A 26,694-nucleotide genomic window follows, 5' to 3' on the forward strand; every position below is an offset into this window, starting at 1 on the left:
ACCTGCTCGGGGTGGGGGAACATCCCCGGCGGGACCGGACCCGGGGGCGGATAGGGTTTGGCTGTGTCGAAGCGTCCGTGGAGTTTGCTCGTCGCCGCCGTCGTCGTGGCCCTGGAGGGGCTCGTCGCGCTGGGGCTCGGGATCTACGTCGCGGTGGAGACGGTGGTGAGCACACCTGACAGTCTCACCACGGCCATCGCCGAGTCGGCCTTCGGGCTGCTGATCGGGGCCGGGCTGCTCTGGGTCGCCTGCGGCGGCCTGCTGCGGGCGGAGCGGTGGGGGAGGTCGCCGGGCGTGCTGGCACAGATCTTCCTGCTGCCCGTCGGGGTCACGCTCATCCAGTCGGACCAGCCACTGATCGGCGTACCGCTGATCGTGGTCGCCCTGACCGGGCTGGTGGCGCTGCTCGCGCCCCCCACCACCCATGCTCTCTACGGGGACGGTTAGTCCTCCGCGGTCAGCCCCTCGCGCAACTGGGCGAGGGTACGGGCCAGCAACCGGGACACGTGCATCTGCGAGATGCCCAGCTCGGTCGCGATCTGCGACTGCGTCATGTTCCCGAAGAACCGCAGCAGCAGGATGCGCTTCTCGCGCGGCGGCAGCCGTTCGAGCAGCGGCTTGAGCGACTCGCGGTATTCGACGCCCTCCAGCGACTCGTCCACGATGCCCAGCGAGTCGGACACCGCGGGGGCGTCGTCGTCGCCGGAGTCGGGCGCGTCGAGGGACACCGTGGAGTAGGCGTTGGCCGACTCCAGGCCCTCCAGCACCTCCTCCTCGGTCATCTTGAGGTAGGCGGCGAGCTCGGCGACGGTGGGCGCGCGGCCCTCGCGCTGCGACAGGTCGCTGATCGCCTTCGTCAGCGAGAGCTTCAGCTCCTGCAGGCGGCGCGGCACCCGGACCGCCCAGCCCTTGTCGCGGAAGTGCCGCTTGATCTCGCCGACGATGGTGGGCGTGGCGTAGGTGGAGAACTCCACCCCGCGCTTGAGATCGAACCGGTCGATCGACTTGATCAGGCCGATCGTGGCGACCTGGGTGAGGTCGTCGAGCCACTCGCCGCGGTTGCGGAAGCGCCGGGCCAGGTATTCGACCAGCGGAAGGTGAAGCTCGACCAGCTCATCCCTGATGCGCTGGCGTCGCGGTTCCTCGGGACCCAGCTCGGCCAGCTCGGCGAAGAGCAAGCGGGCACGAACCCTGTCGGGCACGGCGTGTTCGCTGGTGGCCATGGCTCCAGTCCTTTCCGTCACGCCGGCCTCGCTGCGCCTCGGCGCTTACGCAGGACGATCGCCATGCGGTCGGGGGAGTCGGTCACGGCGTCGACGTCGTCGGCCAGGGCGGTCAGCACCATCCAGGCGAAGTCGTCGCGCTTGGGGGCGGAGCTGCCGACGGTGGCCACCTCGACGCTGACCTTCATCACGTCGCCGGTCAGCTCGAACTCGGCGGTCAGGTCGGTGCCCGGGACCGCCTCGCTCAGCAACATGGCGCACGCCTCGTCGACCGCGATGCGCAGATCTTCGATCTCGTCCAGGGTGAAGTCAAGCCGGGCGGCCAGGCCGGCGGTGGCCGTGCGCAGCACCGACAGGTAAGCACTCGCGGCGGGGAGCCTGATGCTCACCACGTCGCGGATGCCCGCTACACCCTCCGCACGCGTCTCGGTTTCCTCGGTCACGTTCCTCCTCGCGTTTCCGACGCCAACTGCAACTTACCGCCCCCGGGAGGTGCTTGGCGGATTCAGACTCGCCATCAACGGAAAAGGCTCTGTGCGGTCTGGACCGCACAGAGCCTTTTGTGCCGTTTAGGCGGCCTTGGTCTCCCAGAAGATCTTGGAGATCTCGTCGATCTTGGCCAGGAGCTCGTCGGCCTTGCCGCCGTCGACGGTGCCCTTGGCGGCCGCGGCGCCCGCCAGCTTGGTGGCCTCCCAGAAGAGCTGGTGCAGCTGGGGGTACTGCTCCAGGTGCGGCGGCTTGAAGTAGTCGGTCCAGAGCACCCACAGGTGGTGCTTGACCAGCTCGGCCCGCTGCTCCTTGATGATGAGCGCGCGGGTGCGGAAGACCGGGTCGTCGCTGGCCTCGTACTTCTCCATGATCGCCTTGACCGACTCGGCCTCGATCCGGGCCTGGGCGGGGTCGTAGACCCCACAGGGCAGGTCGCAGTGGGCGGAAGCGACATGCTTGGGTCGTAGCAGTCGTGCGAGCATCAGAAAGTCCTTCCTTGATGCTGAATCAGCTTGGTCCACAACCGACCTTACTCGGGTCCCAACGCCTGCGGAGTAGGGGGTCTCTGCCCATGAGAGTGCGTGTCGAGGGCGATTCGATGCGTCCCGCGCTGGTCCCCGGCGACTGGCTCCTGGTCCGCCGGGGAGCCGCCGTCCATCCGGGTGACCTCGTCGTGGCCCGGCTGCCCGGCGACCCCGATCAGCTCATCGTGAAACGCGCCCAGTGGCACGGCGAGGGGGGCTGGTGGCTGGAGAGCGACAACCAGCGCGCCGGCGGGCGCCGCGACAGCTGGGACTTCGGGCCGGTCGAGGAGATCGTCGGGCGCGTCGTGCTGCGCTACTGGCCGCTGGTGCGCCGCAGGTGACCCCTCAGCCCTCCTGGGCGCTCCTGCGGCGCCGGTAGGCCGCCACGTTGGCGCGCGTGGCGCAGCGGGGCGAGCAGTAGCGGCGGGAGCGGTTGGAGGAGGTGTCGAGGAAGGCGCGGGCGCAGCGCGGCTCGTGGCAGCGGCCCAGCCGGTCGGCGCCCACCTCGGCGACGACGGCCGCCAGGCCCATCACCGCGCTGGCGGCGGAGTCGTCGGCCAGATGGAGGTGCCAGCCCTGGCCGTCGTGGTCCGACAGCCGCGGGTGCACCGGGTAGCGCACGAGCAGGGCGTTGAGGCGCTCGGCCACCGCGCGCGCGTCGCTCGCGACGTCGAACACGGCGCCCAGCTCGGCGCGCAGGGCGGTCAGCTCCGGGGGAGGGGCGGGATCGTTGATCAGGCGGACCGCCCACTCTGCGTAAGAGGTCAGGTCCATGCGGGAGTATTACACGAGTCGCCGGGCCCCCGGCACCTCCGGGGGCCCGGACGGCTCACTCCTCCGGGTGCAGGACCCGGTGCAGGAACGTGCGGGTGCGTTCGTGCTGCGGGTCGCCGATCACCTGGGCGGGCTCGCCGTCCTCGACGACGACGCCGCCGTCCATGAAGACCACCCGGTCGGCCACCTGGCGGGCGAAGCCCATCTCATGGGTGACCACGAGCATGGTCATGCCCTCCTCGGCCAGCTTGCGCATGACCGTGAGCACGTCGCCGACCAGCTCGGGGTCGAGCGCCGAGGTGGGCTCGTCGAACAGCATCAGGTCGGGGTTCATGGCCAGCGCCCTGGCGATGGCCACCCGCTGCTGCTGCCCGCCGGAGAGCTGGGTGGGGTAGGAGTCGCACTTGGCGCCGACGCCCACCTTCTCCAGGTTCTCCCGGGCCACGACCTCGGCCTCCCGCCTGCCGCGCTTCAGCACACGCTGCTGCGCGATCATGACGTTCTGCAGCGCGGTCATGTGCGGGAACAGGTTGAACTGCTGGAAGACCATCCCGATGCGGCGTCGTACGGCGTCGATGTCCACGTCGGGGTCGGTCACCTCCACGCCCTGCACGTAGACCTTGCCCTTGGTGGGCTCCTCCAGCAGGTTCACGCAGCGCAGCAGCGTGGACTTGCCCGAGCCGGACGGCCCGATGACGCACACCACCTGGCCCGGCTCGACGGTCATGTCGATGCCCTTGAGCACTTCGTTCGTGCCGAAGTACTTGTGCAGCCCTCGTAGCTCGATGGCGTGCGTCATTGGCTCCTCCGCTTACGCCCCTCGAGCCGGGACGCGAGGTAGCCCAGCGGGATCGTGACGATCAGGTACGTCACGCCGGCGACCATGATGGGCGTGGCGTTGGCGTACTGGGAGGCCAGGTCGTTGCCGAACTTGGCCAGCTCGACGTACTCGCCGGAGACGCCCAGGAACAGCACCAGCGAGGAGTCCTTGAGCAGGGACACGAACTGGTTGGTGGTCGGCGGGATCACCATGCGGATGGCCTGCGGGATGACCACCGTCACCTGTGCCCGGGTCGCGGACATGCCGAGCGACCTGGCGGCCTCCGTCTGGCCCTTGGGGACCGCCTGCAGGCCCGCCCGGAAGACCTCCGCCTGGTAGGCGGCGCCGACCAGGCCGAGGCCCAGGATGCCCTGTCCGTACGTGCCGAACGGCACCTCGAACCCGGGCAGCGCCAGCGGCAGGAAGGTGATCATCAGGAAGATGAGCAGCGCCGGCAGGCCGCGGAAGATCTCGATGTAGATGCCCGCGATCCACCGGTACGGCCGCACCTGCGACAACCGCATGAGCGCGAGCAGCAGCCCGAGCACGAACGCGAAGACGAAGCCGCCCACCGTGTAGATGATCGTGTTGCGCAGCGCGACCGTGAACAGGTCGGGCAGCGCCTGCTTGGCCACGTCGACCTTGGCGAAGTTCTGGGCGAGGCTGGCCCAGTCGGCGTACAGGACGACAGCGACGAGCGCGGCGGCCAGCACGACGTACTGGACGGCCCGCGTGATCCGCTGTTTCTTCCGAGGGCTGAGCCCGGCCCGGCCGGGCTCAGCGGTCTTCGGCTGGTCGGCCATGGATCAGCCCAGCTCGCCGGGCTTCTTGCCGAACCACTTCACGTAGATCTTCTCGTAGTTGCCGTCCTGCTTGGCCTTGGTGATCTCTTCGTTGATCGTCTTGAGCAGGGTCGGGTCGGCGCCCTTCTTCAGGCCGATGCCGTACTGCTCGCCGGTGTCCAGGCTGGCGATCAGCTCGAACTTCTCGGCGATCTCGGGCTTCTTCAGCCACGTCAGCACCACGGGGAGGTCCTGGACGATCACGTCGGCCTGCCCGGCCTGCAGGGCCAGCAGCTCCTTGGCCGAGTCGGCGTACTCGGTGGGGTTGAGGCCCTGCTTCTTGACATAGTCGAGGCCGGTCGTGCTGGCCTGCGCGCCCAGCTTGAGGTTCTTGGCCTTGACGTCCTCGAGGGACTTGGCGCCCGAGCCCTTCTTGGCCAGCAGCGCCTGGGTGGCGTCGAAGTAGGGCTCGGAGAAGTCGATGTTCTGCTTGCGCTCGTCGGTGATCGTCATGCCGGCGGCGGCCACGTCGCACTTGCCCGCGGCCATGGCGGCGCCACTCTTGATCACCGCGAAGTCGATGTCCACGATGTTCTGGGTCACGCCGAGCTTCTTCGCGGCGAGGTCGACGATGTCCACGTCGAACCCGACGATCTTGCCGCTGTCGTCCTTGAACTGGAACGGCTCGTACGGGATGTTCGTGCAGACCGTGAGCTTGCCGGGCTGGACGAGCTTCACGCCGCCGGCCGCGGAGGTGCTCGCGCCGGTCGTGCTGCCGGAGGAGCCTCCGGTGTCGCTGCCACAGGCGCTGAGGGCGAGAGCGGCGGTCAGGGCGAGCGCGCCGACAGCGTAGCCACGGCGGCCCTTGGGGCTGAGGGCCATGTACGGCCTCCTCGAAAGAGTTATGCCACGTAACTTGCGTTTTGTGCAGTTTAAAGGGGGTTTAGCTGCGGTCCGTCATCCCGCGTTTAACAATGCGTCAACGGAACGGCGTCGGCTCCGACACCATCGACCATCTCACCATGTGGCACTATGGGGAGACGGGTGACCCCCGTAACCCCTCAGAGACGACCGACGAGGGGGAGCTTGGCAGCTACCGAAGCCAGCCCACTCGCGCTCGTACGCCGAAGGTCTCTTCCGCTCCGATGAATACAGGGGTCGCTGTGTCTGCCACGCCCGCTTCTGCTTCCGTCGAACCGCTCGACCTCGATCCGGCCTTCGCGCTCCACCGCGGGGGCAAGCTGGAGGTCCGCTCGACCATTCCCGTCCGCGACGCCGACGACCTGTCGCTCGCCTACACGCCCGGCGTCGCCCGGGTCTGCACCGCCATCGCCGAAACGCCTTCGCTGGTCAACGACTACACCTGGGTCTCCAACGTGGTCGCCGTCGTCACGGACGGCACCGCCGTGCTCGGCCTGGGCGACATCGGGCCGTCGGCCGCCATGCCGGTCATGGAGGGCAAGGCGCTGCTGTTCAAGGAGTTCGGCAACGTCGACGCCGTCCCGATCTGCCTCGACTGCACCGACGTCGACGCGCTGGTCGAGACCGTCGTGCGCCTCGCGCCGTCGTTCGGCGGCGTCAACCTGGAGGACATCAGCGCCCCGCGCTGCTTCGAGGTCGAAGACCGCCTGCGCGACCTGCTCGACATCCCGGTCTTCCACGACGACCAGCACGGCACCGCCATCGTCGCCCTGGCCGCCCTGCGGAACGCCGCGCGCCTGACCGGCCGCGCGCTCGGCGACCTGCGCGCCGTCGTGGCCGGCGCGGGCGCGTCCGGCGTCGCCGTCACCCGCATCCTGCTGAACGCGGGCATCGGCGACATCGCGGTCGCCGACTCCAAGGGCATGATCTACGCGGGCCGCGAAGGGCTCAACCCGGTCAAGGAGGCCCTGGCCCGCGAGACCAACCGGGCCGGCCACACCGGCTCCACCGAGGAGGCCCTGGCCGGCGCCGACGTCTTCCTCGGGCTGTCCGGCTCGACCGTCTCCGAGGCGGCCATCGCGTCCATGGCGCCCGACGCCATCGTCTTCGCGCTGTCCAACCCCACCCCGGAGGTCCATCCCGAGGTGGCCGCCCGGCACGCCAGGGTGGTCGCCACCGGGCGCTCCGACTTCCCCAACCAGATCAACAACGTCCTGGCCTTCCCGGGGGTCTTCCGTGGCGCCCTCGACGTGCGGGCCACGACGATCACCGAGAACATGAAGGTGGCCGCCGCCGAGGCGCTGGCCGCCGTCGTCGGCGACGACCTCTCGGCCACGTACGTCATCCCGAGCCCGTTCGACCGGCGGGTGGCCCCCGCGGTGACCGCCGCCGTGGCCGCCCAGGCCCGCGCCGACGGCGTCGCGCGCGCCTGATCCACCGTCAGCGAGCGGGGGCCCGATCGGCCCCCGCTCGTTTGTTTCCCTCTTCCGCGCAGGTCAGCAGGCATTACGGTTTCCCGCCCGAGGCATGGGTAGGTGAGCTCCCCGTCCAGGTGAGCCGGATCCAGGTCCTGATCCCGAGCAGGGCTGGCGAAGGGACTGCGACGGAGTTCGCGTGACCTTGGGGAACTGCCGAAAAGCCTTTACACAACGTGCTATAAAAATAGCGCTCTGTAAGGATGTGGGCGCCGACTCCTGTGACGAGGAGAGCGATGGAACGCGAGCCTAACCGACTGCTGCAGCAGCTCATCGCGGAGGCGGGTTTCTCCCACAAGGGATTGGCCAGGCGCCTCAATGACCTGGGAGCCGCGCGCGGCACCCCGGGGCTGAAGTACGACCACAGCTCCGTGCTGCGGTGGATCGGGGGTCAGAAGCCACGGGATCCCGTCCCGTGCCTGCTCACAGAGATATTCGCGCTGCGGCTGGGCCGCCCGGTGAGCTCGGAGGATCTGGGCATGCCGACCAACATCACGCCCCTCGATCTCGGCCAGGAGTTCACCCACACGTGGCAGGAGGGGGTCGCGACCGTGACGGCGTTGTGGCGGGCCGACGTGGAGAGACGGAGGTTTCTGATCGACTCCACCTTCGCGATCGGAGCAGGATCCGTCGGAGCCATCCGCTGGCTGACGGCGCCTCCCGAAGGGCGTCCCAGCGGCACCGGAGCGCGCCGGGTGGGCAGGGTCGACATCGCCGCGATCCACGAGGTGACCCGGTCCTTCGGCGAGCTCGACAACCGCTTCGGCAGCGGCCGGGTCCGCTCGTCCGTCGTGAAGTACCTCGACACCGCCGTCTCCCCCCTGCTCAAGGACGGCAGCTACGGCGAGTCCACCGGCAAGCAGCTGGCGGCCGCGGCCGCCGAGCTGACCCGCCTGGCCGGCTGGATGGCCTACGACATGGAGCAGCACGGCCTGGCCCAGCGCTACCTCATCCAGGCCCTCCGCCTGGCCAGGGGCGCCGACGACCACACCCTGGGCGGCGAGATCCTGGCCGGCATGGCCCATCAGGCCATCTACATGGGCCAGCCGGCCCACGCCCTCGACCTGGCCAGGGCCGCCCAGCTCGCGGCCCGGCGGGCCGGCGTCCAGACCCTGCTGGCCTCCGCGCAGGTGCTGGAGGCCCACGCGCACGCGGGCCTCGGCGACTCCAGGTCCTGCGGGGCCTCCCTGCACCAGGCCGAACTCGCCTTCGACGCCCGCAGGCCCACCGAGGAGCCGCGCTGGCTCAGCTACTTCGACGAGGCCTACCTGTCGGCCAAGTTCGCCCACTGCTTCCGCGACCTGGGGGAGGGCGAGCGCACGGTGCGGCTGGCGCGGCGCTCCCTCGACATGGACACCCGGTACGTGCGGGGGCGCATGTTCAACCTGTCGCTGCTGGCGGCCGGGTTGCTGGAGTGCGGTGAGCTGGAGGAGGCGTGCCAGGCGGCGGGCAACGCGCTGGCGCTGGCCGGAGAGCTGCAGTCGGCGCGGTCCCGGTCGTACGCGGCGGACCTGCGGCGGCGGCTGGAGCCCTACAAGAACGAGCGGGCCGTCATGGCGTTGCGCGAGCGTACGCGCGAGCTCACGTCCGTGTGACGGCTCCAGGACGGGTGAAGCCCCGGGCCGCCCTCTTCCGCGGTCCGGGGCTTCGTCGGTGGTCCTACTTGAGCAGTTCGCCGTTCGGGCCGACGATGCTCTTGGTCTCGGCGTAGTTGGCCTTGTTGTAGACGTCGGCCACCTCGCCGTCGAAGTAGGCCGAGCTGATGAAGTCGATCCGGTCGTTGCCGTCCTGGTCGTGGAACATGCTCGTCACGCCGTTGACGTAGCCGGTGCGCTTGCCGTTGTCGTACTTCATGAGCCAGGGGCCGCCGTCGGCGCCGGGGGTCATGGAGCACTTGAGCACCTGGTGCTCCTCGACCCGGAAGGTGTTGACCTGGTAGGTCTTGGTGCCGGTCGTGCCGGAGCACCACTTGGGGGTCACGCCGGTGTAGGGCTTGTCGCCGTCGGGGTGGGGGGCGGCGGGGTAGCCGAAGACGGTGACCTTCTGGCCGCGCGGCTGGTTCCACGCGAAGCCCTGCCCACCGACGACGTCCCCGAGCCGGCCCATGTCCTTGGCGACGCCGATGACGTACTCCGGCATGAAGTACTTCCGCGACGTGCCGGGCTTCACCCACTTCTGCGTGTAGAAGTGGGTGATCGTGAAGTTGCCGAACTTGTCGGCGCCCTTCTTGCCGAGCCCCTTGTAGGCGTCCTGCTGGGTCTTGGTGACCTGCTCGATGACCGGCTCGCCGAACTTGAAGCCGCTCCCCTTGCCGACCTTGGCGGCGTTGTACGCCTCCTCGCCGACCTCGACCTTCTCCAGCACGGCGTTCGGATAGTCAGGCCCGACGACGTCGGCCGGCTTGTCCTCCCCCTCGGACCAGCAGTCGCCGAGGTTCGACAGGCACTTCTCGAACTCCTTGGCGTCGATCTCGCGGGGCTTGATCCACTTGTCGCCCCCCCACGCCTTGAACTCCTTGGCCTGCACCTGCTTCTCGCCCGCCAGGGTGAAACCGTTGTGCACGGCGACGAAGGCGAAGTCCCCGTCGTAGTCGTCGTAGGTGTCGAGGTCATAGGCGGTGAAGGCGTAGGCGCCGACGTAAACGCCCCAGGGGGACTTGCCCTGGTAGTAGCCGGGCACGAAGACCCACTTGCTGTAGACGTCCTTGCCGGTCTCGTAGACGCAGTGGCCGGCGGTCGCCACCAGGTTTCTGTGCCGGGACTGGATCGAGGTCGCTGAGCACCAGCGGTATTTGCCGGAGCTGTCGACGAAGAACACCTTGCCGATGGTCTTGGGCAGGTTGACGTTCTTGCTCGCGCTGGGCTTGGGAGCGCCGGTGGGGGCGGTCAGCCCGGGCTTGCCGTCGGGCGCGCCGTCCTCCTCGCCGCGGGCCGCGACCAGCTTGGAGACGTCTTTGGCGTCCCACTGGTACTGCGTCGCCTTGCGCAGCGCAGCGCCGTTGGCGGCGAGCCAGAAGTACGCGGCGCTGTAGGCGTCCGAGGGTTTGGCGCTCAGGTCGTCGGTGACCCAATGAGGGTTGGCGTCGGCGGGGATGGCAAGCGCGGCGGCGCTCAAGCTGGCGGCAGCGAGGGGGATGAGCAGGCGCTTCAAGGGAGGCTCCACACGGGTTGTCAAGAAGGGCGTCAAAACCCTATCGACCCTTTAGTCACTCTGGTAAGGGTTCTTCTCGGTTTATCGCCGGAAAGGCCGAAGGGCCCGGCAGATGCCGAGCCCTTCGGGTAAAGCTAGGTAGAGCGGAGGTTTGGACCCTCAGCCCAGGATCATTCCGAAGATCAGCTGTCAGCCTTCGGGATGATGCTGCCCGACCACACGTTCGCCGCGGCGGCGTAGACCGAGTTGGTCTCACCGTCGAAGTACGGCGAGGACATGTAGTCCCAGCGGTCGTTGCCGTCCGTGTCGTACAGAACGCTGGTCACGCCGTTGACGTAGCCCATGCGCTTGGCGTTGCTGTACTTGAGGAGCCACGGGGCGCCGTTGTAGCCGCCGGTGACGGCGCACTTCAGCGAGATGTGCTCTTCGATCTTCAGGCTCGGGACCTTGGTCGCCTTCGCGCCGGTCTTGCCGTAGCACCACTTCGGCGTAACGCCGGAGTAGGGCTTCGAGCCGTCGGGGTGCTTGGCGTAGGGGTAGCCGAAGGTACGGACGTACTGACCGGTCTTCTGGTTCCAGGCGAAGCCCTGACCGCCGACGTTGTCGCCGAGGCGACCAGCGTCCTTGATCACGTGCTGGATCACGTAGAAGTCGAGGCGGTAGTACTTGGTGTCCGTGCCGGGGACGAACCACTCCTGAACGTAGTAGTGCGTGATCAGGTAGTTGCCAGCGGTGTCCCGCTTCTTCTCGCCCTCGAACTTGTCGTACGTGGCCTTGTCGACCTGCTCGACAACCGGCTCGCCGTAGATGAAGCCCTCGCCGCGGCCGGTGCCCTTGGCCTTGGCGGCCTCGTAGGTGGCCTTGGAGACTTCCTTCTTGTCCACGACGGCACCGGGGAAGTCCGGGCCGGTGACCTTCTTCGCGGTGCCGGGCTTGATGTCGTAGTAGGGGAGCTTCGTCGGGTCCTTGATGGCCGACGTGTACTCCGCCTCCTTGACCTCGGTGGCGGCGATGTCGGTCGCCTGGCCCTTGGCCTGCGCGGCCTTGTACTCCTCGAAGGTGACCTTGGTGGGCTGGTTCAGCACACCGCCGACACCGTTGTACACGGTGACGAACGCGTAGTCGCGGTCGAAGTCCTCGTAGTTCGAGAAGTCGTAGTGCGTGAAGGCCTGCTTGCCCACGTAGATGCCCCAGGGAGCCTTGCCCTGGTAGTAACCCGGGACGAAGACCCAGCGGGAGACGACCTCGTCGTTGGCGGCGATGTCGTACACGCAGTGACCAGCCGTCGCAACCAGGTTGCGGTAGTGCGACTGGATCGAGGTGCCGGAGCACCAGTAGAGCTTGCCGTCGCGACCCTCGAAGAACACCTTGCCGATGGACTTCGGCAGGTTCACGTTCTGGGACTTGACCGTGGTGGTCTTCTCGGCGCCGATCGGCGGGGTGGAGCCGGGCTTGCCGTCAGCGACGTACCCGCCCTTCTGCACGATCTTCTTGACGTCCTTGTTGTCCCAGTAGTACGCCGTAGCGCCCTTCAGGGCAGCGTTGTCGGACTTGGTCCAGAAGTCCAGGATCTCAGCAGCCTTCTGCTCGCTGGCAGCGAGAGCGGCGGCGTCGACGTCCGGGTCGGCCTGGGCGGCACCGGCGAGGCCGGCAGCCAGCAGACCGGTGGCCAGCAGGGCGCCACCGGCGGGGAGGAGGATGCGCTTCAAGGTAACTCCTTGCGCTGTCGTGGAACGCCTCTTGCGTCCCATGCGTCAGTAAAGGGATAGCCAGGAACATACAGTGTCGATCTTGAAATCCGGTAGCCGCTTTGAGAGGAAAAGATGCGACAAGCCGGGCGTTATCGTTCTGTGATGTTTAAGTGCCTGTTTCGCAGCAGTGGGGCGAAGGCGGGCTTAGGACTGTTTGCCCTGATCAACATAAAGAAGATGTGAGCGGCGTCGGCGAGCCCCGTCGGCTGGCCCGATCGAGCTCCACTCAAGAGTGTGACGCAGATCACATTGAGTTGATGGCACCGTTTCGGCGTCGCATGCGTCCAAACGCCTTCACTTTCCGGCCCGGAAAGGCCGAAGGGCCCGGCGGATGCCGAGCCCTTCGGTTGCTGACGGTTCGTACGAGCGGTCAAGACCGGTCGTCGGAAGCCGTCATTAGACGATCTTGCCGGACCAAACGTTGGCAGCGGCCTTGTAGACGACGTTCGTCTCACCGTCGAAGTACGGCGAGGAGATGTAGTCCACGCGGTTGTTGCCGTCCTGGTCGTTGAAGGTGCTGGTGACACCGTTCAGGTAGCCCAGGCGCTTGGCGTTGCTGTACTTGAGGAGCCAAGGACCACCGTCGGCGCCCTCGGTCATGGCGCACTTGAGCGCCACGTGCTCCTCGATCTTCTTGGCGGCCGAACCGACCAGCTTCTTGGTGGTCTTGCCGTAGCACCACTTCGGCGTGATGCCGGTGTAGTTCTTGTGGCCGTCGGGGTGCGCCGAGGCCGGGTAGCCGAACACGCGGACGTCCTTGCCGGTGGGCTGGTTCCACGCGAAGCCCTGGCCACCGACGTTGTCGCCGAGGCGACCGGCGTCCTTGGCGAAGCCCTCGATCACGTAGAAGTCGAGGCGGTAGTACTTGGTGTCCGTGCCGGGGACGAACCACTCCTGAACGTAGTAGTGCGTGATCAGGTAGTTGCCAGCGGTGTCCCGCTTCTTCTCGCCCTCGAACTTGTCGTACGTGGCCTTGTCGACCTGCTCGACAACCGGCTCGCCGTAGATGAAGCCCTCGCCGCGGCCGGTGCCCTTGGCCTTGGCGGCCTCGTAGGTGGCCTTGGAGACTTCCTTCTTGTTCACGACGGCACCGGGGTAGTCCGGGCCGACGATCTTCTTGTCGGTGCCGGGCTTGGTGTCGTAGTAGGGGAGCTTCGTCGGGTCCTTGATGGCCGACTCGTACTCTTCCTTCTTGATCTCCGACGCCTTGATGTCGGTCGCCTGGTTCTTCGCCTGAGCAGCCTTGTACTCGTTGAAGGTGACCTTGGCGGCGGTGCCGGCACCGAGCTGGACGCCGTTGTACACGGTCACGAACGCGTAGTCGCGGTCGTAGTCCTCGTACACGTCGAAGTCGTAGTGGGTGAAGGCCTGCTTGCCCACGTAGATGCCCCACGGAGCCTTGCCCTGGTAGTAACCGGGGACGAAGACCCACTTGGACATGACATCGGCGTTGGCGCCGGTGTCGTAGACGCAGTGACCGGCCGTGGCGACCAGGTTGCGGTACTTCGACTGGAGCGAGGTGGCGGAGCACCACTTCTTCTCGCCCTTGCCGTTGACGAAGAACACCTTGCCGATGGTCTTCGGCATGTTGACGTTCTGCGTCTTGGCGGTGGTCTTCTTCTCCTCACCAATCGGGGCAGTGGTGCCCGGCTTGGTGTCGGCGCTGTAGCCGCCCTTGCTCTGCAGCTTGGCGACGTCCGCCTTGTCCCAGACGTTGGACTCGGTGGCGGCCCGGAGGGCGGCACCGTTGCTCTCGGCCCAGAACTGGGCGATGGCCTTCGCGTTGGCCGCGCTCGCCGCCATCGCGTCGGTGGAGATGTCGCTGTCGGCCGAGGCCGTACCGGCGAGGCCGGCGGCCAGGAGGCCGGTAGCCAGGATGGCGCCACCGGCGGGGATGAGGATGCGCTTCAAGGGAACTGCTCCTTGGTCTGTCGTGGGTCGCAACATGCGTCCCATGCGTCAGTAAAGGGATAGCAAGGAACATAGCCAGTGATCTCCGCAGGTGAAAGCCGTTCTGAGGGGATCGGTAAGGGCCCGTTTCGCCGTTACCGTGCTGTTATCTGTCAGAGGCTTGGGCGTGATGTTACCGGAAAGAGATGTTTTCGCTGGCCCTGTAGGGAATCCGTACTCCGGGACGAAAGTTCCGTTAGGGATCTGTCGCTCTCTGTGATCGGCCGAATGTGATCCAGATCACAGGAACCAGATTGGGGTCCCATTCGTCTAAATCGGCCCCCGGTTCACAGGTGATCTTCAGGTTCGCGTCAGGATCCCTCAGGTTTCGACAATCTGGCCGATTTCGTAGGGGATTCGGGTCCAACCTGGCCTGCGTGCTATGTGGCCATTTGGGGTGTTTGTCGCTTTTGGGCATGGCGAAGCCAGGGCCGGCGGCAGGCGCGACCCTGAGCGTCAGGGGAGAAGGATGGTGCGCACCGTCCGCCAGGAGGCCGCGTCGGCTGCGTTGAGCAGTCCCAGCTTGGGGACGGACGGGCTGTACGGGGTGGCGTCGAGGTGGCGGGCGGTGCCGCCGGCCTCCGTCAGCAGCAGGACGCCCGGCGCGTGGTCCCAGGGGAGCGTCCGGTGGAACAGCAGGAAGTCCTGGTCGCCGTTCAGGAGGCGGGGGTAGTCCACGCCGGCGCACTTCGTCCCCGGGGTGAGGGAGGCGAACCGGGGTGCGGCTGCGGCCACGTGGGCCTTGGCGTCGTCGTCCAGGAAGCGGGTGAGGGCGGCGCCGCGGAGCCGGGCGGGGTCGGCGGGAGGCGCGGAGCGGTGGACGGGGATGCCGTTCCGCCAGGTTCCCGAGCCGAGCTCGGCGACGTAGACGTCGTCCTCGGCCGGTCGCACGATCCAGGACGCGACCGTCTGGCCGTATCGGACCAGGGCGGCCATCACCGCGTACTCGGGGCGGCCGGCGACGAAGTTGGCCGTGCCGTCCAGGGGGTCGACGAGCCAGGCGGTGGGGGCGTCGTGCAGGGCGGAGAGGAGCGCGGGGTCGGCGGAGGCCGCCTCCTCGCCGACGACGGGGACGTCCAGGAGGCCGCGGAGGCGGCGGCTGATCAGCTCCTCGGCCTCGCGGTCGGCCACGGTGACCACTTCGCCCGGTGTCTTCTCCGAGACGTCGCCGGCGGCGAGGGCGCGGAACCGGGGGAGGATCGCGATCTCGGCGGTCTCGCGAAGGATCTCGGTCACCGCGTCGATCAGCATGGCTCTCATGCTAAACATCGGACGCTATGGGGCTGAAGGGGGCTTTCGTCGGTGGGGGCGGTTGATCGGGCATGGATGGGAGACGTGCCGGTTCGGGCAGCAGATCACGCCGATCGTGAGGAACCGGCCGCTCTGGAGCCATTCTCCTCACTGCACGTCGACGCCTCGGGGGAGCAGGTCGAGGGCCGCCGCCGGCCTGCGGGGCCGCCCCTGCTCGTTTCGGTCCTCAGGGCCGGGTTTCGGGCAGGGGTCGGCTGTCCCTGTCTCGGCTAGATCGTGGCGATTCCGGCGGCGCGCAGCTCGGTGCCGGTGAATCGGAGCGTTCCGGCGTCGGGGTTCTTCGAGTCGCGGAGTGCGTAGGCGTCGTCGATGCCGGGGATCTGGGCGATCAGGACGCAGGTCTCCATGTGCTCGCCCTGCGGGCCGCCGCCGCGAAGCTGGGTGAAGGGCACGTCATCGAGGCTGCCGCCGTAGAGGTCTGTCATGAGTGCTTCCTTTCGTCTCGTCAGCGGCCCGCGGGGGGATCGCCTGGAAGATACAAGCACTAGACATGATAGGACCTCTCCATACCTTGGATGAGGTAGTCATTTGTCCTCGAAGGTTCTGCGTCCCTTAGCGTTTTTCTATGGCCTTGGTGGACAAAAGCGACCGCATCGATCATGTCGGGCCGAACCTGGTGTGGCGGCAACTGGCCGAGGACGTCGAGAACGACATCGCCTCCGGCCTGCTGGCTCCCGGCGCCAAGATGCCCGCCGAGTTGGAGTTGGCGACCCAGTACGGCGTCTCCCGGGTGACGGTCCGGCGCGCGGTCCGGGATCTGGCGGAGCGCGGCCTGCTGGTCGTCGTCCATGGGCGGGGGACGTTCGTGTCGCGTGGTTCCGCGTGAGTGGGCCTGGCGGTGGGGGTGCTCGCGACGGGTGCGCAGGCCGCCTCGGACGCCACCGCGAACGTCGGCAAGCTGACCATCGCCTTCGAGCGCACCACGGCGTCGAAGTGCCCGGTCGGCTTCGACGTCCACGGGTACTTCCGGGGGCTGCCGGCGGGCGAGCAGACGATCCAGTACCGCCTCGTCGGCGCCGGGGAGTGGAAGACGCTCGTCGTGCCCGCCAAGCGTCTGATCGTCCACCGGGCGTTGCTGGAGACCGTCACGTGGGAGTCGGCGCCGGACTCGCGTGACTACTCGGTCCAGATCGAGATCAACCAGCCCGACGGCCTGCGGCCCGACGTCCTCTACTACTTCAAGTGCAACACCCCGCCGTCCGGGGAGACGTTCGGCGAGGCCGCCGAGGCCGTCACCCGTACGGCCGCCGGTGGCCCGATGGCCGAGCTGGCGGCCGACGCGCAACTGGAGTCGGTGCGGGCGCGCTCCGGCGCGCAGGTCGCGCTCGTCAACCGGTACGACGTCAAGGCGGACCTGCCGGCCGGCCCGATCGGGTTCGAGCAACTGTGGAACGTGCATCCCGCTGGGCCGGCCATCGACGTCCAGACCATGACCGGCGGTCAGCTCAAGGCGCTGCTGGCCACTCCCAATCCGGCCGGCTGGGTGCTGACCCCGTCCGCCGGGCTGCGCTACACCCTCGGCGGCGGGAAGGTCATGTCGATGACGCTCGACGGGGTGCCGGTGAGGGCCACGCAGGAGATCAAGGTCGCGGGCGCCTGGAGCCTCATCGCGGGCTTCGACGGGTGGCCGCGCTGGGAGGGGACGACCACGTACACCAGCGGGCCGGACGACACCGGGGCGCTGGCGAGCCATCTGGCCGCTCATTCGCCGGTGCCGGCGCCGGCGCCGGCGGGCGACCGCGTCACCGTCCGCTGGTCAGCGGGCCGGACGTGCGTCCGTGACGGACGGCCGGTGCCGCTTGTTCTGCCTCTCGTGGTCACCAGCTGCGGACGCGGGGGCGGCGGCGCATCCGTTCCAGCATCGCCTCGTTGAAGGCCGCGGACACGGATGTGAACTCACCGTCCTCCACCGCTCGGTCGACGTACGCCTTGACGTGGGGGTCGAGGGTGATCGTGACCTCCGGGGCCGTCGGGGCGGGAGCGGTCGCGGGCTCGTCCTGGTCCTCGGTCATACCGACATCTTGCGCCACAAGGGCTGGCGAATCACGCCCCGAAACGCTGCAGATTCAAGGACCGTCGTGGCCGGCTGGGCGTCGTCGGTGGGGGGTCCATGGCGCCGGAGGTGCTGGGGTGCGCCGGCAGGCGCCTGATCCGGAAGGCTCCGCCCCCACAAGAGCCCGCCTTCCCCGGTGAAGTCGATCGGGTGTGGAGCGGCTTTCCGGGGGTGGGGACAGGTGAGGGCCCCGGCGGCAAGGAGCAACGCCGGGGCCCTCTCTCCCCTGGTGAGGGCTTACTTGTAGAGCTCTCCGTCAGGCCCCACGATCTTCCCCGACGGGAAGTTGGTGGCCGCCTTGTACACGGCCGCCGTCTCGCCGTCGAAGTAGGGCGAGGTGATGTAGTCGATGCGGTCGTTGCCGTCCTGGTCCGCGAAGGTGCTGGTGACACCGTTCACGTAGCCGAGACGCTTGGCGTTGCTGTAGTTCAGCAGCCACGGTCCGCCGTCGTAGCCGGGGGTCACGGCGCACTTCAGGCCGACGTGCTCCTCGATCTTGAGCCAGGACGCGCCCACGGTCTTGGCCGTCGTCTTGCCGTAGCAGTGCTTCGGCGTGACACCGCTGTACGGCCTGCTGCCGTCGGGGTGCGGGGCCGCCGGGTAGCCGAAGGTGCGGACGGGCTTGCCCGTCGGCTGGTTCCAGGCGAAGCCCTGGCCGCCCACGGCGTCGCCGAGCCGGCCGGCGTCCTTGGACAGCAGGATGTAGTAGTGGCCGCCCCAGGCGCGCTTCGGGCCGCTGAAGCGCTCGTAGTCCTTGCGGTCCACCTGCTTCACGCCGTCGAACTGGATGCCGTTGTAGACGGTGACGAACGCGTAGTCGCGGTCGTAGTCCTCGTAGTTGTCGAAGTCGTAGTGGGTGAAGGCCTGCTTGCCCACGTAGATGCCCCAGGGGGCCTTGCCCTGGTAGTAGCCCGGGACGAACACCCAGTTGGACAGCGTGTCGCTGTTGCTGTCCGTGTCGTAGGCGCAGTGGCCGGCGGTGGCGACCAGGTTGCGGTTGCCCGACTGGATGGAGGTGGCCGAGCACCAGCGGAACTTGCCGGAGCCGTCGACGAAGAAGACCTTGCCGATGCTCTTGGGCAGGTTCACGTTCTGGGACGCGCCGGCCTTCTGGGCGCCGGTCGGCGCGGTCATGCCGGGACGGCCGTCGGGGTCGTAGCCGCCCTTGGAGACGACCTTCCGCACTTCCTTGGAGTCCCAGGTGTACTGAGTGGCCTGGCGGAGGGCGGCGCCGTTCGAGGCGATCCAGAAGGAGGCGATCGAGGCGGCCTGGGAGTTGCTGCCGGCCATCGGGTCGTGGGAGACATCGCCGTCGGCCTGGGCGGTGGCGGAGAGCCCGGCGGCCAGAAGGCCGGTCGCCACGACCGCGCCGCCGACGGGGAGGAGGATTCGCTTCAAGGTAACTCCAGGTTGCGCTGACAGGAGGCGCCTCTTGCACCCCGAAATTCAGCAAACGGACGACCCGGAACCTATAACGCTGACTGGGTGATTGGAAATTTTCGGTAGATCATGTCAGTGCTCTCATGCGGCTCCGTTACCGTACCGAGATCAATGGATCAGCTGATCACGTCGCGTGATCACCTGGTTGCATGTGACTTACGTCACATTTCCCGGTGTGGTGAGCGCGGCGGCGCGGCGGTAGACCTCCGCGGTGGTCGTGTCGAAGTACGGCGACGACACCGCGTCGTAGGCGCCCTTGGCGTCCCTGTTCCAGGTCAGGCTGTTGACGCCGTTCAGGTTGCCGAGCCCGCGGGCCGCGTCGTAGTCGACCAGCCAGGGGCCGCCGCTGGCGCCGGGGCTGAAGGCGCACGGCTGGAGTCGGACGCCCTTCTGCAGGTCGAGCGCGGGAGCCACGGTCCAGTACGTGACGCTGCCCTGGCACGTCCGCAGCGTCTTGCCGTCGAACGGACGCGTTCCGTCGGGCTGCACGCCGGCCGGGAAGCCGAACGCCGTCATGGTGGCGGTCGCCGGCTTCCTGCTGATCTCCAGCCCCTGGCCGCCCACGTTGTCCTGGAGCCGGCCGACGTCCTTCATCGTGTACGTGCCGTCCTTGGCCTGCTCCCAGACGAACCCGCGGTGGACGGTCACGAACGCGTAGTCGAAGTCGTAGTCGCCCTTGCCGGACCAGTCCTCGTGCATGCTGAGCGCGGCGCCCACGTAGATCCCGTCGGGCGTCTCGCCGTTGGGTCCGGGGTTGGGGACGAAGATCCAGTATTCGGCGGCCTTGGCCTGGCGGGAGTCGTACGCGCAGTGGCCGGCCGTGGCCACGACGCTGCGGTTCCGGGCGGCGACCGCGCTGGCCGAGCACCAGTACTGCTTGGCGCCGAACTTGAAGAAGACCTTGCCCATGGTCTTGCCGGCGCCGCCCTGCCTGGGCGGCACGGGCGCCGTGCCCTGCGTCGCCGACGTCCGCCGCACCGTCGTCACGGGCGAGGCGGGCCCGGAGGCGGCGCCCGCCGAGGACGTCGGGGCCGCCTGCGCGCCCGGCGTGGCGGGGCTGTAGCTGTCGGCCTGCTTGAGCTGGTCGGGACGCCAGTAGTCGGCGACCTTCTTCATGTCGGCGGCGGTCTTGGCCAGCGTGACGCCGAAGACTCTGCTCGTGGGCGCGGCGTTCGCGATCCCCGTGAAGGCAGGCAGCAACAGCAGCGCGCCGCCCAGGGCGGCCGCCGCCAGTTGCCTGGCCCGGGAGATCATGAAATGCCTTTCTTAGGGTCGTAAGGGTGGATTTTTCCAGATCAACTGCCTGTATTGCAGCCCGGATAGAGATTCGTTACCTGATCAAGAGTGCACTGTGTGCGATAAGGACACCATCAGCCAGTCCCTCCCGATACGCGTAAATGATCACGCGTGTCGGTCGTTGCCCCAGGTCAGCGGGCTGGTAGAGGCTGCGCCTATGCACCGAATTCTCTGCATCGCCGCGCTTTCCTGCGCCGCATTCGCCGCCGCTCCAGTGGCGAACGCCACGACCGGACCGCCCGATGTCCGGACGTCGCAGAAGGACCAAAGGCTTTTCCGGATCAGCGTCGGAGATCGGCAGGGCGTGCTGGAGTGCACCCCGGGCCGGGTCGCGCCGGGGCAGGTCGCGGCCTGTGCCGCTCTCGAACAGGTGGGCGGGAACCCGGCCCGTCTGAGCGGCCGTACGGGGGTCTCCTGCACCGCCGACTACCAGCCGGTGGACGTACGGGCGGAGGGGGTCTGGGACGGCGACCGCTACCGCTACTCCCAGACCTTCCCCAACGCCTGCGCCCTCGCCGTCGCCACGGGCCCGGTCTTCCGCGTCTGAGGCGCGGGTCCGAAGCGCACGTCCGAAACGCCGAGGGCGGCGTACGGACCGGGAAGGCCCCGGATCCCGCCGAGGAGGATCCGGGGCCTCGACTGCCGGGCCGGATCACGGCATGTTGCCGGTCCAGCGGTTGGCGGCGGCCTTGTAGACGTCGTAGGTGTCGGTGTTGAAGTACGGCGAGGAGATGTGGTCGTAGCGGTCGTTGCCGTCGGTGTCCCACGCGACGCTGTTCACGCCGACCAGGTAGCCGGTGCGTGCGGAGTTCCGGTAGTCGTAGATGAACGGGCCGCCGCTGGCGCCGGCGGTGAGGGAGCACCTGAAGCCGATCTGCTCCTGCAGGTTGTACTTCTTGGCCTCGGGCATCGGGGCCGTCCTGCCGTAGCACCACTTCATGGTGCGCCCGGTGTACGGCTTGTCGCCGTCGGGGTGCCCGCCGGCCGGGTAGCCGAAGGAGAACACGTCCAGCTTCGTGCTGCGGTTCCAGGTGAAGCCCTGGCCGCCGACGTTGTCACCGAGCCGGCCGACGTTCTTGACGGTCCAGCGCCACCGGTTGCCGGTCTTCTCCCAGCTCACCTTGATGCCGTTGTAGACGTTGACGAACGCGTAGTCGAAGTCGTAGTCCTCCTTCACCACGAAGTCGTCGTGCGCGTTGAACGTTCTGGCGGCGTAGATGCCGTACGGCGCCTTGCCCTCCCACACGTTGTCGCCGTCCCAGTACGACGGGATGAAGATCCAGTTGTCGTAGAAGGTGTTCTTCTGGGGGTCGTAGACACAGTGGGCGGAGGTCGCCACCAGATTGCGGTACTTGCCCTGTACGGAGCTGGCCGAGCAGTACCGCCAGTTCTTCGGGTTGCGCGGGTCGGTCCGGGGCAGCGTGAAGAACACCCGGCCGACCGTGTTGGGCAGGTTGACCTGCCTGCTCTTGCCGGCCTTGGCCTTCTCCCCGCCGATCGGCGGGACCGATCCGGGCGGGCCGTCGGGGGTCTGGTTGCCGCCCTTGACGCCCCTGGACGACACGTCGAGCGCGCCGTCGTAGTCGGTGGCGAGCTTGATGCGGTCGGGCGTCCAGAACTGCACGGCCTGCTCCGCGGGGGTCGCCGCGTTCCTGGACACGACGTCGGGGGCCGAGGTCGCCTCGGCCGCGGCGCCGGTGGTCGTGCCGGCGGCCAGAGCGGCGGCCACCAGCACGGCGAGGGTGATCGTGATGCGCCTTGCTCGGGAATACATGGAACTCCTCTCGGTTCTCGGCGGCCCAGAGCGGGGTGCTGCGCCCCGGTGGGCCAGGAAAACGTTGAGCACGCTAATGAATGGCGCAACCCGTCAGCCAGAAAGCGACGCGAAAAGGTCGGCCCTGGTTCCGATTCGTTATGGAAATAGCAAAAGCACATGTCTTCCGAAAAAGCATCTCCGCAGGTCAGAAGGGTGCGAACGAGTCTGCTGCAACAGTGGTAACGCTGATTATCAAGCGCCACCGCTTATCAACCGAATGTTGTTCTGGTTAGATGTCCGTATGGATCCACGCACCCCCTGTCTCATCGGCATCGCGCAACGCACCGTTCGCGAACAGCCCGGCCCGGAACCGCTCGATCTGTGGGAATCGGTCGCCCGCGAGGCGGCCGACGACGCCCGGCTGCCCGCCGGGCGGCTCGACTCGATCCAGATCGTCCACACCGACTCCTGGCAGTACGACTCGCCGACCGGGCGGCTGGCCGAGCGCCTGGGCGCCACGCCGCGCCACACCGCCTACTCCAAGGTCAGCGGTACGGCTCCGCAGCTCCTCATCGGCGAGGCCGCGGCCCGCATCGCGGCGGGCGACCTGGACTGCGCGCTGATCGCCGGGGCCGAGGCGCTGGCCACCCGGCGGGTCTACCGTCGGGCGGGCGAGCACGTGCCGTGGAGCCACGCCGCCGATCCCAAGCCGCCCTACGGCTGGGAACGGCCCCCGCACCCCGCCGAGCTGGCGCACGATCTGTTCCTGCCCGTGCACACGTACGCGATCATGGAGACCGCGCGGCGGGCGGCGGCCGGCATGACGGTCGAGGAGGAGATGCTCGACCGGGGCCGGATGATGGCGCCGATGACGAAGGTGGCCGCGGCCAACCCGCATGCGTGGCGGCGGGCCGTGCGCACGCCCGAGGAGCTGGTGAAGGGCAACCGGTTCGTCGGCTGGCCGTACACCAGGAACACCGTGGCGGTCATGGAGGTCGACCAGGCGGCGGCCGTCGTCCTGGCCTGCGCGGAGCTGGCCGACCGGCTGGGGGTGCCGGACGAGCGGCGGGTCTACCTGCGCGGCTGGGCGTACGCCGAGGACACCTGGGAGGTGGCGGCGCGGCCCGCGCTCGGCTCGTCGCAGGCGATCGGGGCCGCCGCCGAGGCCGCCTTCCGGCGCGCCGGGCTCGGCCTGGCCGACATGGACGCCCTCGACCTGTACAGCTGCTTCGCGGTCGCGCTGCGGCAGGCGTGCGACGCGATCGGGCTCGACCCGTACGACCGGCGCGGCCTGACGGTCACCGGCGGCCTGCCGTACGCCGGCGGCCCGGCCAGCGACTACGTGCTGCACTCGACGGCCACGATGGCCGCGCTGCTGCGCACGCAGTCGGGCCACGGGCTGGTGACCGGCGTGGGGATGCACCTGACGAAGCACACGTACGCGGTGTGGTCCAGCGAGCCGGGAGGGCCGCCGGGGGACGCCGTCCCGGTGTTCACGGCGGCCGGGGTGCCCGTGGTGGGCTCGTACGCCGGGCCCGCCACCGTGGCCGGCTACACGGTCGCGCACGGCCCGGACGGCGAGCCGGACAAGGGCATCCTCGTCGTCGACCTGCCGGCCGGCGGGCGGGCGCACGCGCACGTGCTGGAGCCGGAGCTGCTGGCCGACGCCATGTCCCGGGAGCTCGTGGGGCAGCGCGTCGGCCTGGTCGCGGGCGACGGACCCAACGTGGCCACCTGGTGATCCCGGCGAGGTTGTGAAGTTGTGACCTCGTACGGGGACTTCGCCGGGTTCGAGGGCTTGCGCGGGTGGATGTCGCTCAACTGAACTGGGAGTGAAGGGCGCAACCCGCACTAACCCGGCGAGGCACGTCGTGTCCGACCAGTTCGACGTCATCGAGGCAGGGGGGCGCGGCCGCCGCCGGTGGATCGGGCTCGCGGCGGTGCTGGCTCTGCTGGTGATCCCGGCCGTCAGCCTGCTGCTCAGCCGCGACCCGCGGCAGGAGCCGCCCTCGCCGTCCGCCACCACGCCCATCCGGTCCCTGACCAGGATCGAGAACGGCCCCAACACCCTGCGCATCCCGGCCAGGACCAAGGGCCACGACGAGATCATCGACGTCGTCTTCCCCGACGGGCTGAAGGCCGAGGTGCGCTACCCGGCCGACCTCGACCTCAACGAGCTGGGGGTGCGGCCGTTCCAGGGGGCGTGGGTCGACGGGCGGTTCCGGCAGTTCAGCGTGCCGTACAACGGGGTCGCCGAGGTGACCGGCGGCGGCCGGCCGATCAGGAGCTACGGCCCCGGCGTCACCCTGTGGCCGCCCCAGCCCGGCGGGGGCAGTGGGCAGGTGCTGCTCTTCGCGTTCGGACGCTGGCGGGTGGCGATGCAGGACAGGGGCGAGGGGCTGACCTTCGAGCAGCGCACGGCGCTGGCGCGGCAGCTGCACGGGAAGGTGACCCGGGACGGCTACCTGGTGCTGTCGGGCGAAGGGTCGGTGCGGCTGGCCCGTCCGGGGGCCATGACCCAGGAGGGGCCGGCCGGGCCGCAGCTGTGGTTCGGCGGGGGAGTGCGGGAGATGGTGGTGCTGGCGCCCACGCCCGACTGCGTCAGGAAGGCCCGGCTGCCGAAGGTGATCGAGGGGCGCGGGCGTCCGGGCGAGTGGACGTGCCGGGGGGACGTGGAGGTCGCCGTCGCCGGCCCCGAGGAGTTCAGACGCCGTGCCCTCGCCGGGATCCGGGTGACGGTCAAGGGCTGACCCCGGCCGGACACCGCGAGGTGGTGGCTCGGTCGGGCGGGGCGGTGTCGGGGGTGGTGGCGGGTCGGTTAGTAGGGTGCGGCCATGTTCGCCGTAACCGCCACACAGACCGATCCCGACAATCCGCTCGCCGGGCTGACGCTCGGTGAGCACCCCGACCCGAAGGCGCCCGACGGCTGGACGACCGTCTCGGTACGCGCCGCCGCCCTCAACCACCACGACCTGTGGACGCTCAAGGGCGTGGGCATCAGGCAGGACCGCCTGCCGATCGTGCTCGGCTGCGACGCCTCCGGCGTGGACGAGGACGGCAACGACGTCATCGTGCACGCCGTCATCGGCACGGGCGCGGACGAGACGCTCGACCCCGGGCGCTCGCTGCTGTCGGAGGTGCACGACGGGACGTTCGCCGAGCGGGTGGCCGTGCCGCGGCGCAACCTCGTGCCCAAGCCGGCCGCGCTCAGCTTCGAGGAGGCCGCCTGCCTGCCCACGGCCTGGCTGACCGCGTACCGCATGCTGTTCGACAAGGCCGGGCTCGAACCGGGCTCGACCGTGCTGGTGCAGGGCGCCGGCGGCGGCGTCGCCACCGCGCTGATCGCGCTCGGTCGCGCGGGCGGCTTCCGGGTCTGGGCGACCAGCCGGTCGGAGGACAAGCGCGAGCGGGCCCGCGAGCTCGGCGCCGACCAGGTCTTCGAGACGGGCGCGCGGCTGCCCGAGCGGGTGGACGCGGTCATGGAGACCGTCGGCCAGGCCACCTGGGACCATTCGCTCAAGTCGCTCAGGCCGGGCGGCCGCATCGTGGTCTCCGGGGCCACCAGCGGCGCGGTCCCGCCCGCCGACCTCAACCGCGTCTTCTTCCTGCAGCTCTCCGTGGTCGGCACCACCATGGGCACCCGCGACCAGCTCCAGCGGCTGGCGGTGTTCCTGGAGCAGACGGGCGTGCGGCCGATGATCGACCGGACGCTGCCGATGACCGAGGCCCGGGACGGCTTCGCGGCCATGGCCGAGGGGGAGATCTTCGGGAAAGTCGTCTTCACCAGCTGAATAAGTGAAGGGTTACTTGTCCGCCTTCTGGGTGATACAGGAAGAATGACGTCGTATCACCCTGGAGGCGTTCACCATGAACGTTGAGCCGTTCGGCCCGGGTTCGATGCACTGGGACACCGCGGGCGAATACCGCAACCTGCTCGTGGCCGGCAGCGCGCTGGTCCTCCAGACCATGCATCCGGCGGTCGGCGCGGCCGTGGCGGAGCACTCGACGTACAAGGACGACCCGTGGGGGCGGCTCAACCGCACGCTCGCCTCCGTCCAGAAGTGGGTCTACGGCGGCGAGGGCGGCCTGGCCGAGGGACGGCGGCTGCGCGAGCTGCACCGCTCCATCAGCGGCCGGGACGAGCACGGCCGCGCCTACCACGCCCTGAACGGCGAGGCGTGGGCCTGGGTGCACCTGTCGCTGTTCGAGCGTTTCGTCACGCTCAACCGCTACTTCGGCACCCCCTACACCGAGGAGCAGCAGCGCCGCATGTACGACGAGTCGCGGCAGCTCGGCGCGATCCTCCAGGTGCCGGAGCGGGAGATGCCGGCGGATCTGGAGGCGTTCTGGCGCTACTTCGACACGATGGTCGCCGAACGGCTGGAGCCGCACCCGACGGCGCTGGAGGTGCTCGCCGTCATGCGCGGCACGCCCGCCCCGCCCGGCCTGCCGAGGCCGCTACGCCGCCTGTGGACGCCGGTGGGGCTGGGTTCGGGGGAGTTCAACCACTTCGTTACCGTCGGCACCCTGCCGCCGGCCGCGCGCAGGAAGCTCGGCCTGCGCTGGACGGCCCGGGACGAGCGGCGGCTGCGGCACCTCGGGCACGCCGTGGCGATGCTGACCGCGCGCCTGCCCGAGCGGTTGCGCTACATGCCGGTCGCCTACCACGCCCGCAGAGCGGCCCGCGGCCACGGACGCCCGCAACGCTCATTGCGCTCGGCGTAGGGTCGCGCCTGTCCGCGCCGACGCCGGATCAAGGCAGTCATTCCAGCGGAAGGCCGACCAGAAGTCTCCGGCCGGCCTGGAGATCCGAGCTCCGTACAGGCTCTGGCTAGGGAACGGCCTTGAGCAGCCAGAGTTCGTTCTCGTCATGACCTGGTTCGAACTGCACCACGCGCGCGCCCGGGTCGGTGGAGGCGTTCGCGACTGCCAGCACCTTGCCTGAGTGCTTGGCGATGAGCCGGTAGACGCCCGCCTCG

At 68.9% G+C, this 26,694-nt stretch carries 28 protein-coding genes; 11 read left to right on the top strand and 17 right to left on the bottom strand.

The window, feature by feature from the left end; translation table 11 throughout:
- The first annotated feature begins 63 nt into the window (after nucleotides 1-63).
- Entirely contained in the window at nucleotides 64-447 is a 384-nt protein-coding gene (locus ABZ444_RS41950) for a hypothetical protein (protein ID WP_358009548.1), read from the top strand.
- Here ABZ444_RS41950 and ABZ444_RS41955 read toward each other — a convergent pair.
- The 3 genes from ABZ444_RS41955 to sodN form a co-directional block, all read right to left on the bottom strand.
- Nucleotides 444-1,223, bottom strand: coding sequence for an RNA polymerase sigma factor SigF (locus ABZ444_RS41955; RefSeq protein ID WP_352352343.1), 780 nt, complete (start codon nucleotides 1,221-1,223; stop codon nucleotides 444-446). The two genes, ABZ444_RS41950 and ABZ444_RS41955, sit on opposite strands and share 4 nt — an antisense overlap.
- 17 nt (nucleotides 1,224-1,240) lie before the next feature.
- Nucleotides 1,241-1,666, bottom strand: coding sequence for an anti-sigma factor (locus ABZ444_RS41960; protein WP_352352342.1), 426 nt, complete (start codon nucleotides 1,664-1,666; stop codon nucleotides 1,241-1,243).
- A gap of 126 nt (nucleotides 1,667-1,792) precedes the next feature.
- Nucleotides 1,793-2,194, bottom strand: a complete 402-nt coding sequence (gene sodN, locus ABZ444_RS41965; protein WP_352331376.1) for a superoxide dismutase, Ni — start codon at nucleotides 2,192-2,194, stop codon at nucleotides 1,793-1,795.
- Nucleotides 2,195-2,283: 89 nt separating this feature from the next.
- Between sodN and ABZ444_RS41970 the strand changes: the two genes are divergently transcribed.
- Nucleotides 2,284-2,577 (top strand): S24 family peptidase, encoded by a 294-nt coding sequence (locus tag ABZ444_RS41970; protein ID WP_352331378.1) that lies wholly within the window; start codon nucleotides 2,284-2,286, stop codon nucleotides 2,575-2,577.
- A 4-nt stretch (nucleotides 2,578-2,581) separates the two neighbouring features.
- Here ABZ444_RS41970 and ABZ444_RS41975 read toward each other — a convergent pair whose 3' ends face one another.
- The 4 genes from ABZ444_RS41975 to ABZ444_RS41990 are packed head-to-tail and all read right to left on the bottom strand — an operon-like array spanning nucleotide 2,582 to nucleotide 5,494.
- The gene (locus ABZ444_RS41975) at nucleotides 2,582-3,010 is read right to left on the bottom strand and encodes a CGNR zinc finger domain-containing protein (RefSeq protein ID WP_358009550.1); all 429 of its coding nucleotides are present in this window, start codon (nucleotides 3,008-3,010) and stop codon (nucleotides 2,582-2,584) included.
- Between the two features lie 55 nt (nucleotides 3,011-3,065).
- On the bottom strand, nucleotides 3,066-3,809 hold the full coding sequence (locus ABZ444_RS41980; RefSeq protein ID WP_358009552.1) for an amino acid ABC transporter ATP-binding protein: 744 nt from the start codon (nucleotides 3,807-3,809) through the stop codon (nucleotides 3,066-3,068).
- Nucleotides 3,806-4,633 carry an amino acid ABC transporter permease gene (locus ABZ444_RS41985; protein ID WP_357985021.1) on the bottom strand — a complete coding sequence of 276 codons (828 nt, stop codon included), beginning with the start codon at nucleotides 4,631-4,633 and terminating at the stop codon, nucleotides 3,806-3,808. Before ABZ444_RS41985 ends, ABZ444_RS41980 begins: the two co-directional genes overlap by 4 nt.
- A 3-nt stretch (nucleotides 4,634-4,636) precedes the next feature.
- The gene (locus ABZ444_RS41990; protein ID WP_358009554.1) at nucleotides 4,637-5,494 is read right to left on the bottom strand and encodes an ABC transporter substrate-binding protein; all 858 of its coding nucleotides are present in this window, start codon (nucleotides 5,492-5,494) and stop codon (nucleotides 4,637-4,639) included.
- Nucleotides 5,495-5,757: 263 nt separating this feature from the next.
- Between ABZ444_RS41990 and ABZ444_RS41995 the strand changes: the two genes are divergently transcribed.
- Together ABZ444_RS41995 and ABZ444_RS42000 are read left to right on the top strand one after the other, a co-directional pair.
- The gene (locus tag ABZ444_RS41995; RefSeq protein ID WP_358009556.1) at nucleotides 5,758-6,966 is read left to right on the top strand and encodes an NADP-dependent malic enzyme; all 1,209 of its coding nucleotides are present in this window, start codon (nucleotides 5,758-5,760) and stop codon (nucleotides 6,964-6,966) included.
- A 278-nt stretch (nucleotides 6,967-7,244) separates the two neighbouring features.
- Entirely contained in the window at nucleotides 7,245-8,603 is a 1,359-nt protein-coding gene (locus ABZ444_RS42000; protein ID WP_358009558.1) for a hypothetical protein, read from the top strand.
- Between the two features lie 64 nt (nucleotides 8,604-8,667).
- On the opposite strand, the gene ABZ444_RS42005 is transcribed toward ABZ444_RS42000, so the two are convergent.
- The 5 genes from ABZ444_RS42005 to ABZ444_RS42025 all read right to left on the bottom strand — a co-directional run bounded on the left by ABZ444_RS42005 (nucleotide 8,668) and on the right by ABZ444_RS42025 (nucleotide 15,595).
- Nucleotides 8,668-10,158, bottom strand: a complete 1,491-nt coding sequence (locus ABZ444_RS42005) for a hypothetical protein (protein ID WP_358009559.1) — start codon at nucleotides 10,156-10,158, stop codon at nucleotides 8,668-8,670.
- 182 nt (nucleotides 10,159-10,340) lie between these two features.
- Complete coding sequence (locus tag ABZ444_RS42010; protein WP_358009561.1) at nucleotides 10,341-11,867, bottom strand: hypothetical protein; 1,527 nt, start codon at nucleotides 11,865-11,867, stop codon at nucleotides 10,341-10,343.
- 438 nt (nucleotides 11,868-12,305) lie between these two features.
- Nucleotides 12,306-13,820, bottom strand: coding sequence for a hypothetical protein (locus ABZ444_RS42015; protein WP_358009562.1), 1,515 nt, complete (start codon nucleotides 13,818-13,820; stop codon nucleotides 12,306-12,308).
- Nucleotides 13,821-14,315: 495 nt separating this feature from the next.
- On the bottom strand, nucleotides 14,316-15,110 hold the full coding sequence (locus ABZ444_RS42020; protein WP_358009564.1) for an inositol monophosphatase family protein: 795 nt from the start codon (nucleotides 15,108-15,110) through the stop codon (nucleotides 14,316-14,318).
- A gap of 269 nt (nucleotides 15,111-15,379) precedes the next feature.
- Nucleotides 15,380-15,595, bottom strand: a complete 216-nt coding sequence (locus tag ABZ444_RS42025; protein ID WP_357984996.1) for a DUF397 domain-containing protein — start codon at nucleotides 15,593-15,595, stop codon at nucleotides 15,380-15,382.
- A 140-nt stretch (nucleotides 15,596-15,735) separates the two neighbouring features.
- Here ABZ444_RS42025 and ABZ444_RS42030 point away from each other — a divergent pair, with 140 nt between their 5' ends.
- On the top strand, nucleotides 15,736-15,996 hold the full coding sequence (locus ABZ444_RS42030) for a GntR family transcriptional regulator (protein WP_358009566.1): 261 nt from the start codon (nucleotides 15,736-15,738) through the stop codon (nucleotides 15,994-15,996).
- Nucleotides 15,997-17,043, top strand: coding sequence for a 5'-nucleotidase (locus ABZ444_RS42035; protein ID WP_358009568.1), 1,047 nt, complete (start codon nucleotides 15,997-15,999; stop codon nucleotides 17,041-17,043).
- Here ABZ444_RS42035 and ABZ444_RS42040 read toward each other — a convergent pair.
- The 3 genes from ABZ444_RS42040 to ABZ444_RS42050 all read right to left on the bottom strand — a co-directional run bounded on the left by ABZ444_RS42040 (nucleotide 16,988) and on the right by ABZ444_RS42050 (nucleotide 19,917).
- Nucleotides 16,988-17,182 carry a hypothetical protein gene (locus tag ABZ444_RS42040; protein ID WP_358009570.1) on the bottom strand — a complete coding sequence of 65 codons (195 nt, stop codon included), beginning with the start codon at nucleotides 17,180-17,182 and terminating at the stop codon, nucleotides 16,988-16,990. The genes ABZ444_RS42035 and ABZ444_RS42040 overlap by 56 nt on opposite strands.
- Nucleotides 17,183-17,460: 278 nt before the next feature.
- Nucleotides 17,461-18,621, bottom strand: a complete 1,161-nt coding sequence (locus ABZ444_RS42045; protein WP_358009572.1) for a hypothetical protein — start codon at nucleotides 18,619-18,621, stop codon at nucleotides 17,461-17,463.
- Nucleotides 18,622-18,819: 198 nt separating this feature from the next.
- Nucleotides 18,820-19,917, bottom strand: a complete 1,098-nt coding sequence (locus tag ABZ444_RS42050; RefSeq protein ID WP_358009574.1) for a hypothetical protein — start codon at nucleotides 19,915-19,917, stop codon at nucleotides 18,820-18,822.
- A 346-nt stretch (nucleotides 19,918-20,263) separates the two neighbouring features.
- Here ABZ444_RS42050 and ABZ444_RS42055 point away from each other — a divergent pair, with 346 nt between their 5' ends.
- On the top strand, nucleotides 20,264-20,506 hold the full coding sequence (locus tag ABZ444_RS42055) for an SSI family serine proteinase inhibitor (RefSeq protein WP_357984979.1): 243 nt from the start codon (nucleotides 20,264-20,266) through the stop codon (nucleotides 20,504-20,506).
- Between the two features lie 105 nt (nucleotides 20,507-20,611).
- Here the strand turns inward: ABZ444_RS42055 and ABZ444_RS42060 are convergent, their stop codons facing one another.
- Nucleotides 20,612-21,733 (bottom strand): serine protease, encoded by a 1,122-nt coding sequence (locus ABZ444_RS42060; protein WP_358009576.1) that lies wholly within the window; start codon nucleotides 21,731-21,733, stop codon nucleotides 20,612-20,614.
- A gap of 283 nt (nucleotides 21,734-22,016) precedes the next feature.
- On the opposite strand from ABZ444_RS42060, the gene ABZ444_RS42065 reads away from it, so the two are divergent.
- The 4 genes from ABZ444_RS42065 (at nucleotide 22,017) to ABZ444_RS42080 (ending at nucleotide 26,440) form a co-directional block, all read left to right on the top strand.
- Nucleotides 22,017-23,456, top strand: coding sequence for an acetyl-CoA synthetase (locus ABZ444_RS42065; RefSeq protein ID WP_358009577.1), 1,440 nt, complete (start codon nucleotides 22,017-22,019; stop codon nucleotides 23,454-23,456).
- A gap of 130 nt (nucleotides 23,457-23,586) precedes the next feature.
- Nucleotides 23,587-24,465: a hypothetical protein gene (locus ABZ444_RS42070; protein WP_358009579.1), complete on the top strand. Its 879-nt coding sequence runs from the start codon at nucleotides 23,587-23,589 to the stop codon at nucleotides 24,463-24,465.
- Between the two features lie 84 nt (nucleotides 24,466-24,549).
- Nucleotides 24,550-25,506: a zinc-binding dehydrogenase gene (locus ABZ444_RS42075; protein ID WP_358009581.1), complete on the top strand. Its 957-nt coding sequence runs from the start codon at nucleotides 24,550-24,552 to the stop codon at nucleotides 25,504-25,506.
- A gap of 76 nt (nucleotides 25,507-25,582) precedes the next feature.
- On the top strand, nucleotides 25,583-26,440 hold the full coding sequence (locus ABZ444_RS42080; RefSeq protein ID WP_358009583.1) for an oxygenase MpaB family protein: 858 nt from the start codon (nucleotides 25,583-25,585) through the stop codon (nucleotides 26,438-26,440).
- Between the two features lie 106 nt (nucleotides 26,441-26,546).
- Here ABZ444_RS42080 and ABZ444_RS42085 read toward each other — a convergent pair.
- Nucleotides 26,547-26,694: RICIN domain-containing protein (locus tag ABZ444_RS42085; RefSeq protein ID WP_358009586.1), on the bottom strand; the 148-nt coding region annotated here is incomplete at its 5' end.

This window comes from Nonomuraea sp. NPDC005730, from assembly GCF_040630865.1.
Lineage (GTDB): Bacteria > Actinomycetota > Actinomycetes > Streptosporangiales > Streptosporangiaceae > Nonomuraea.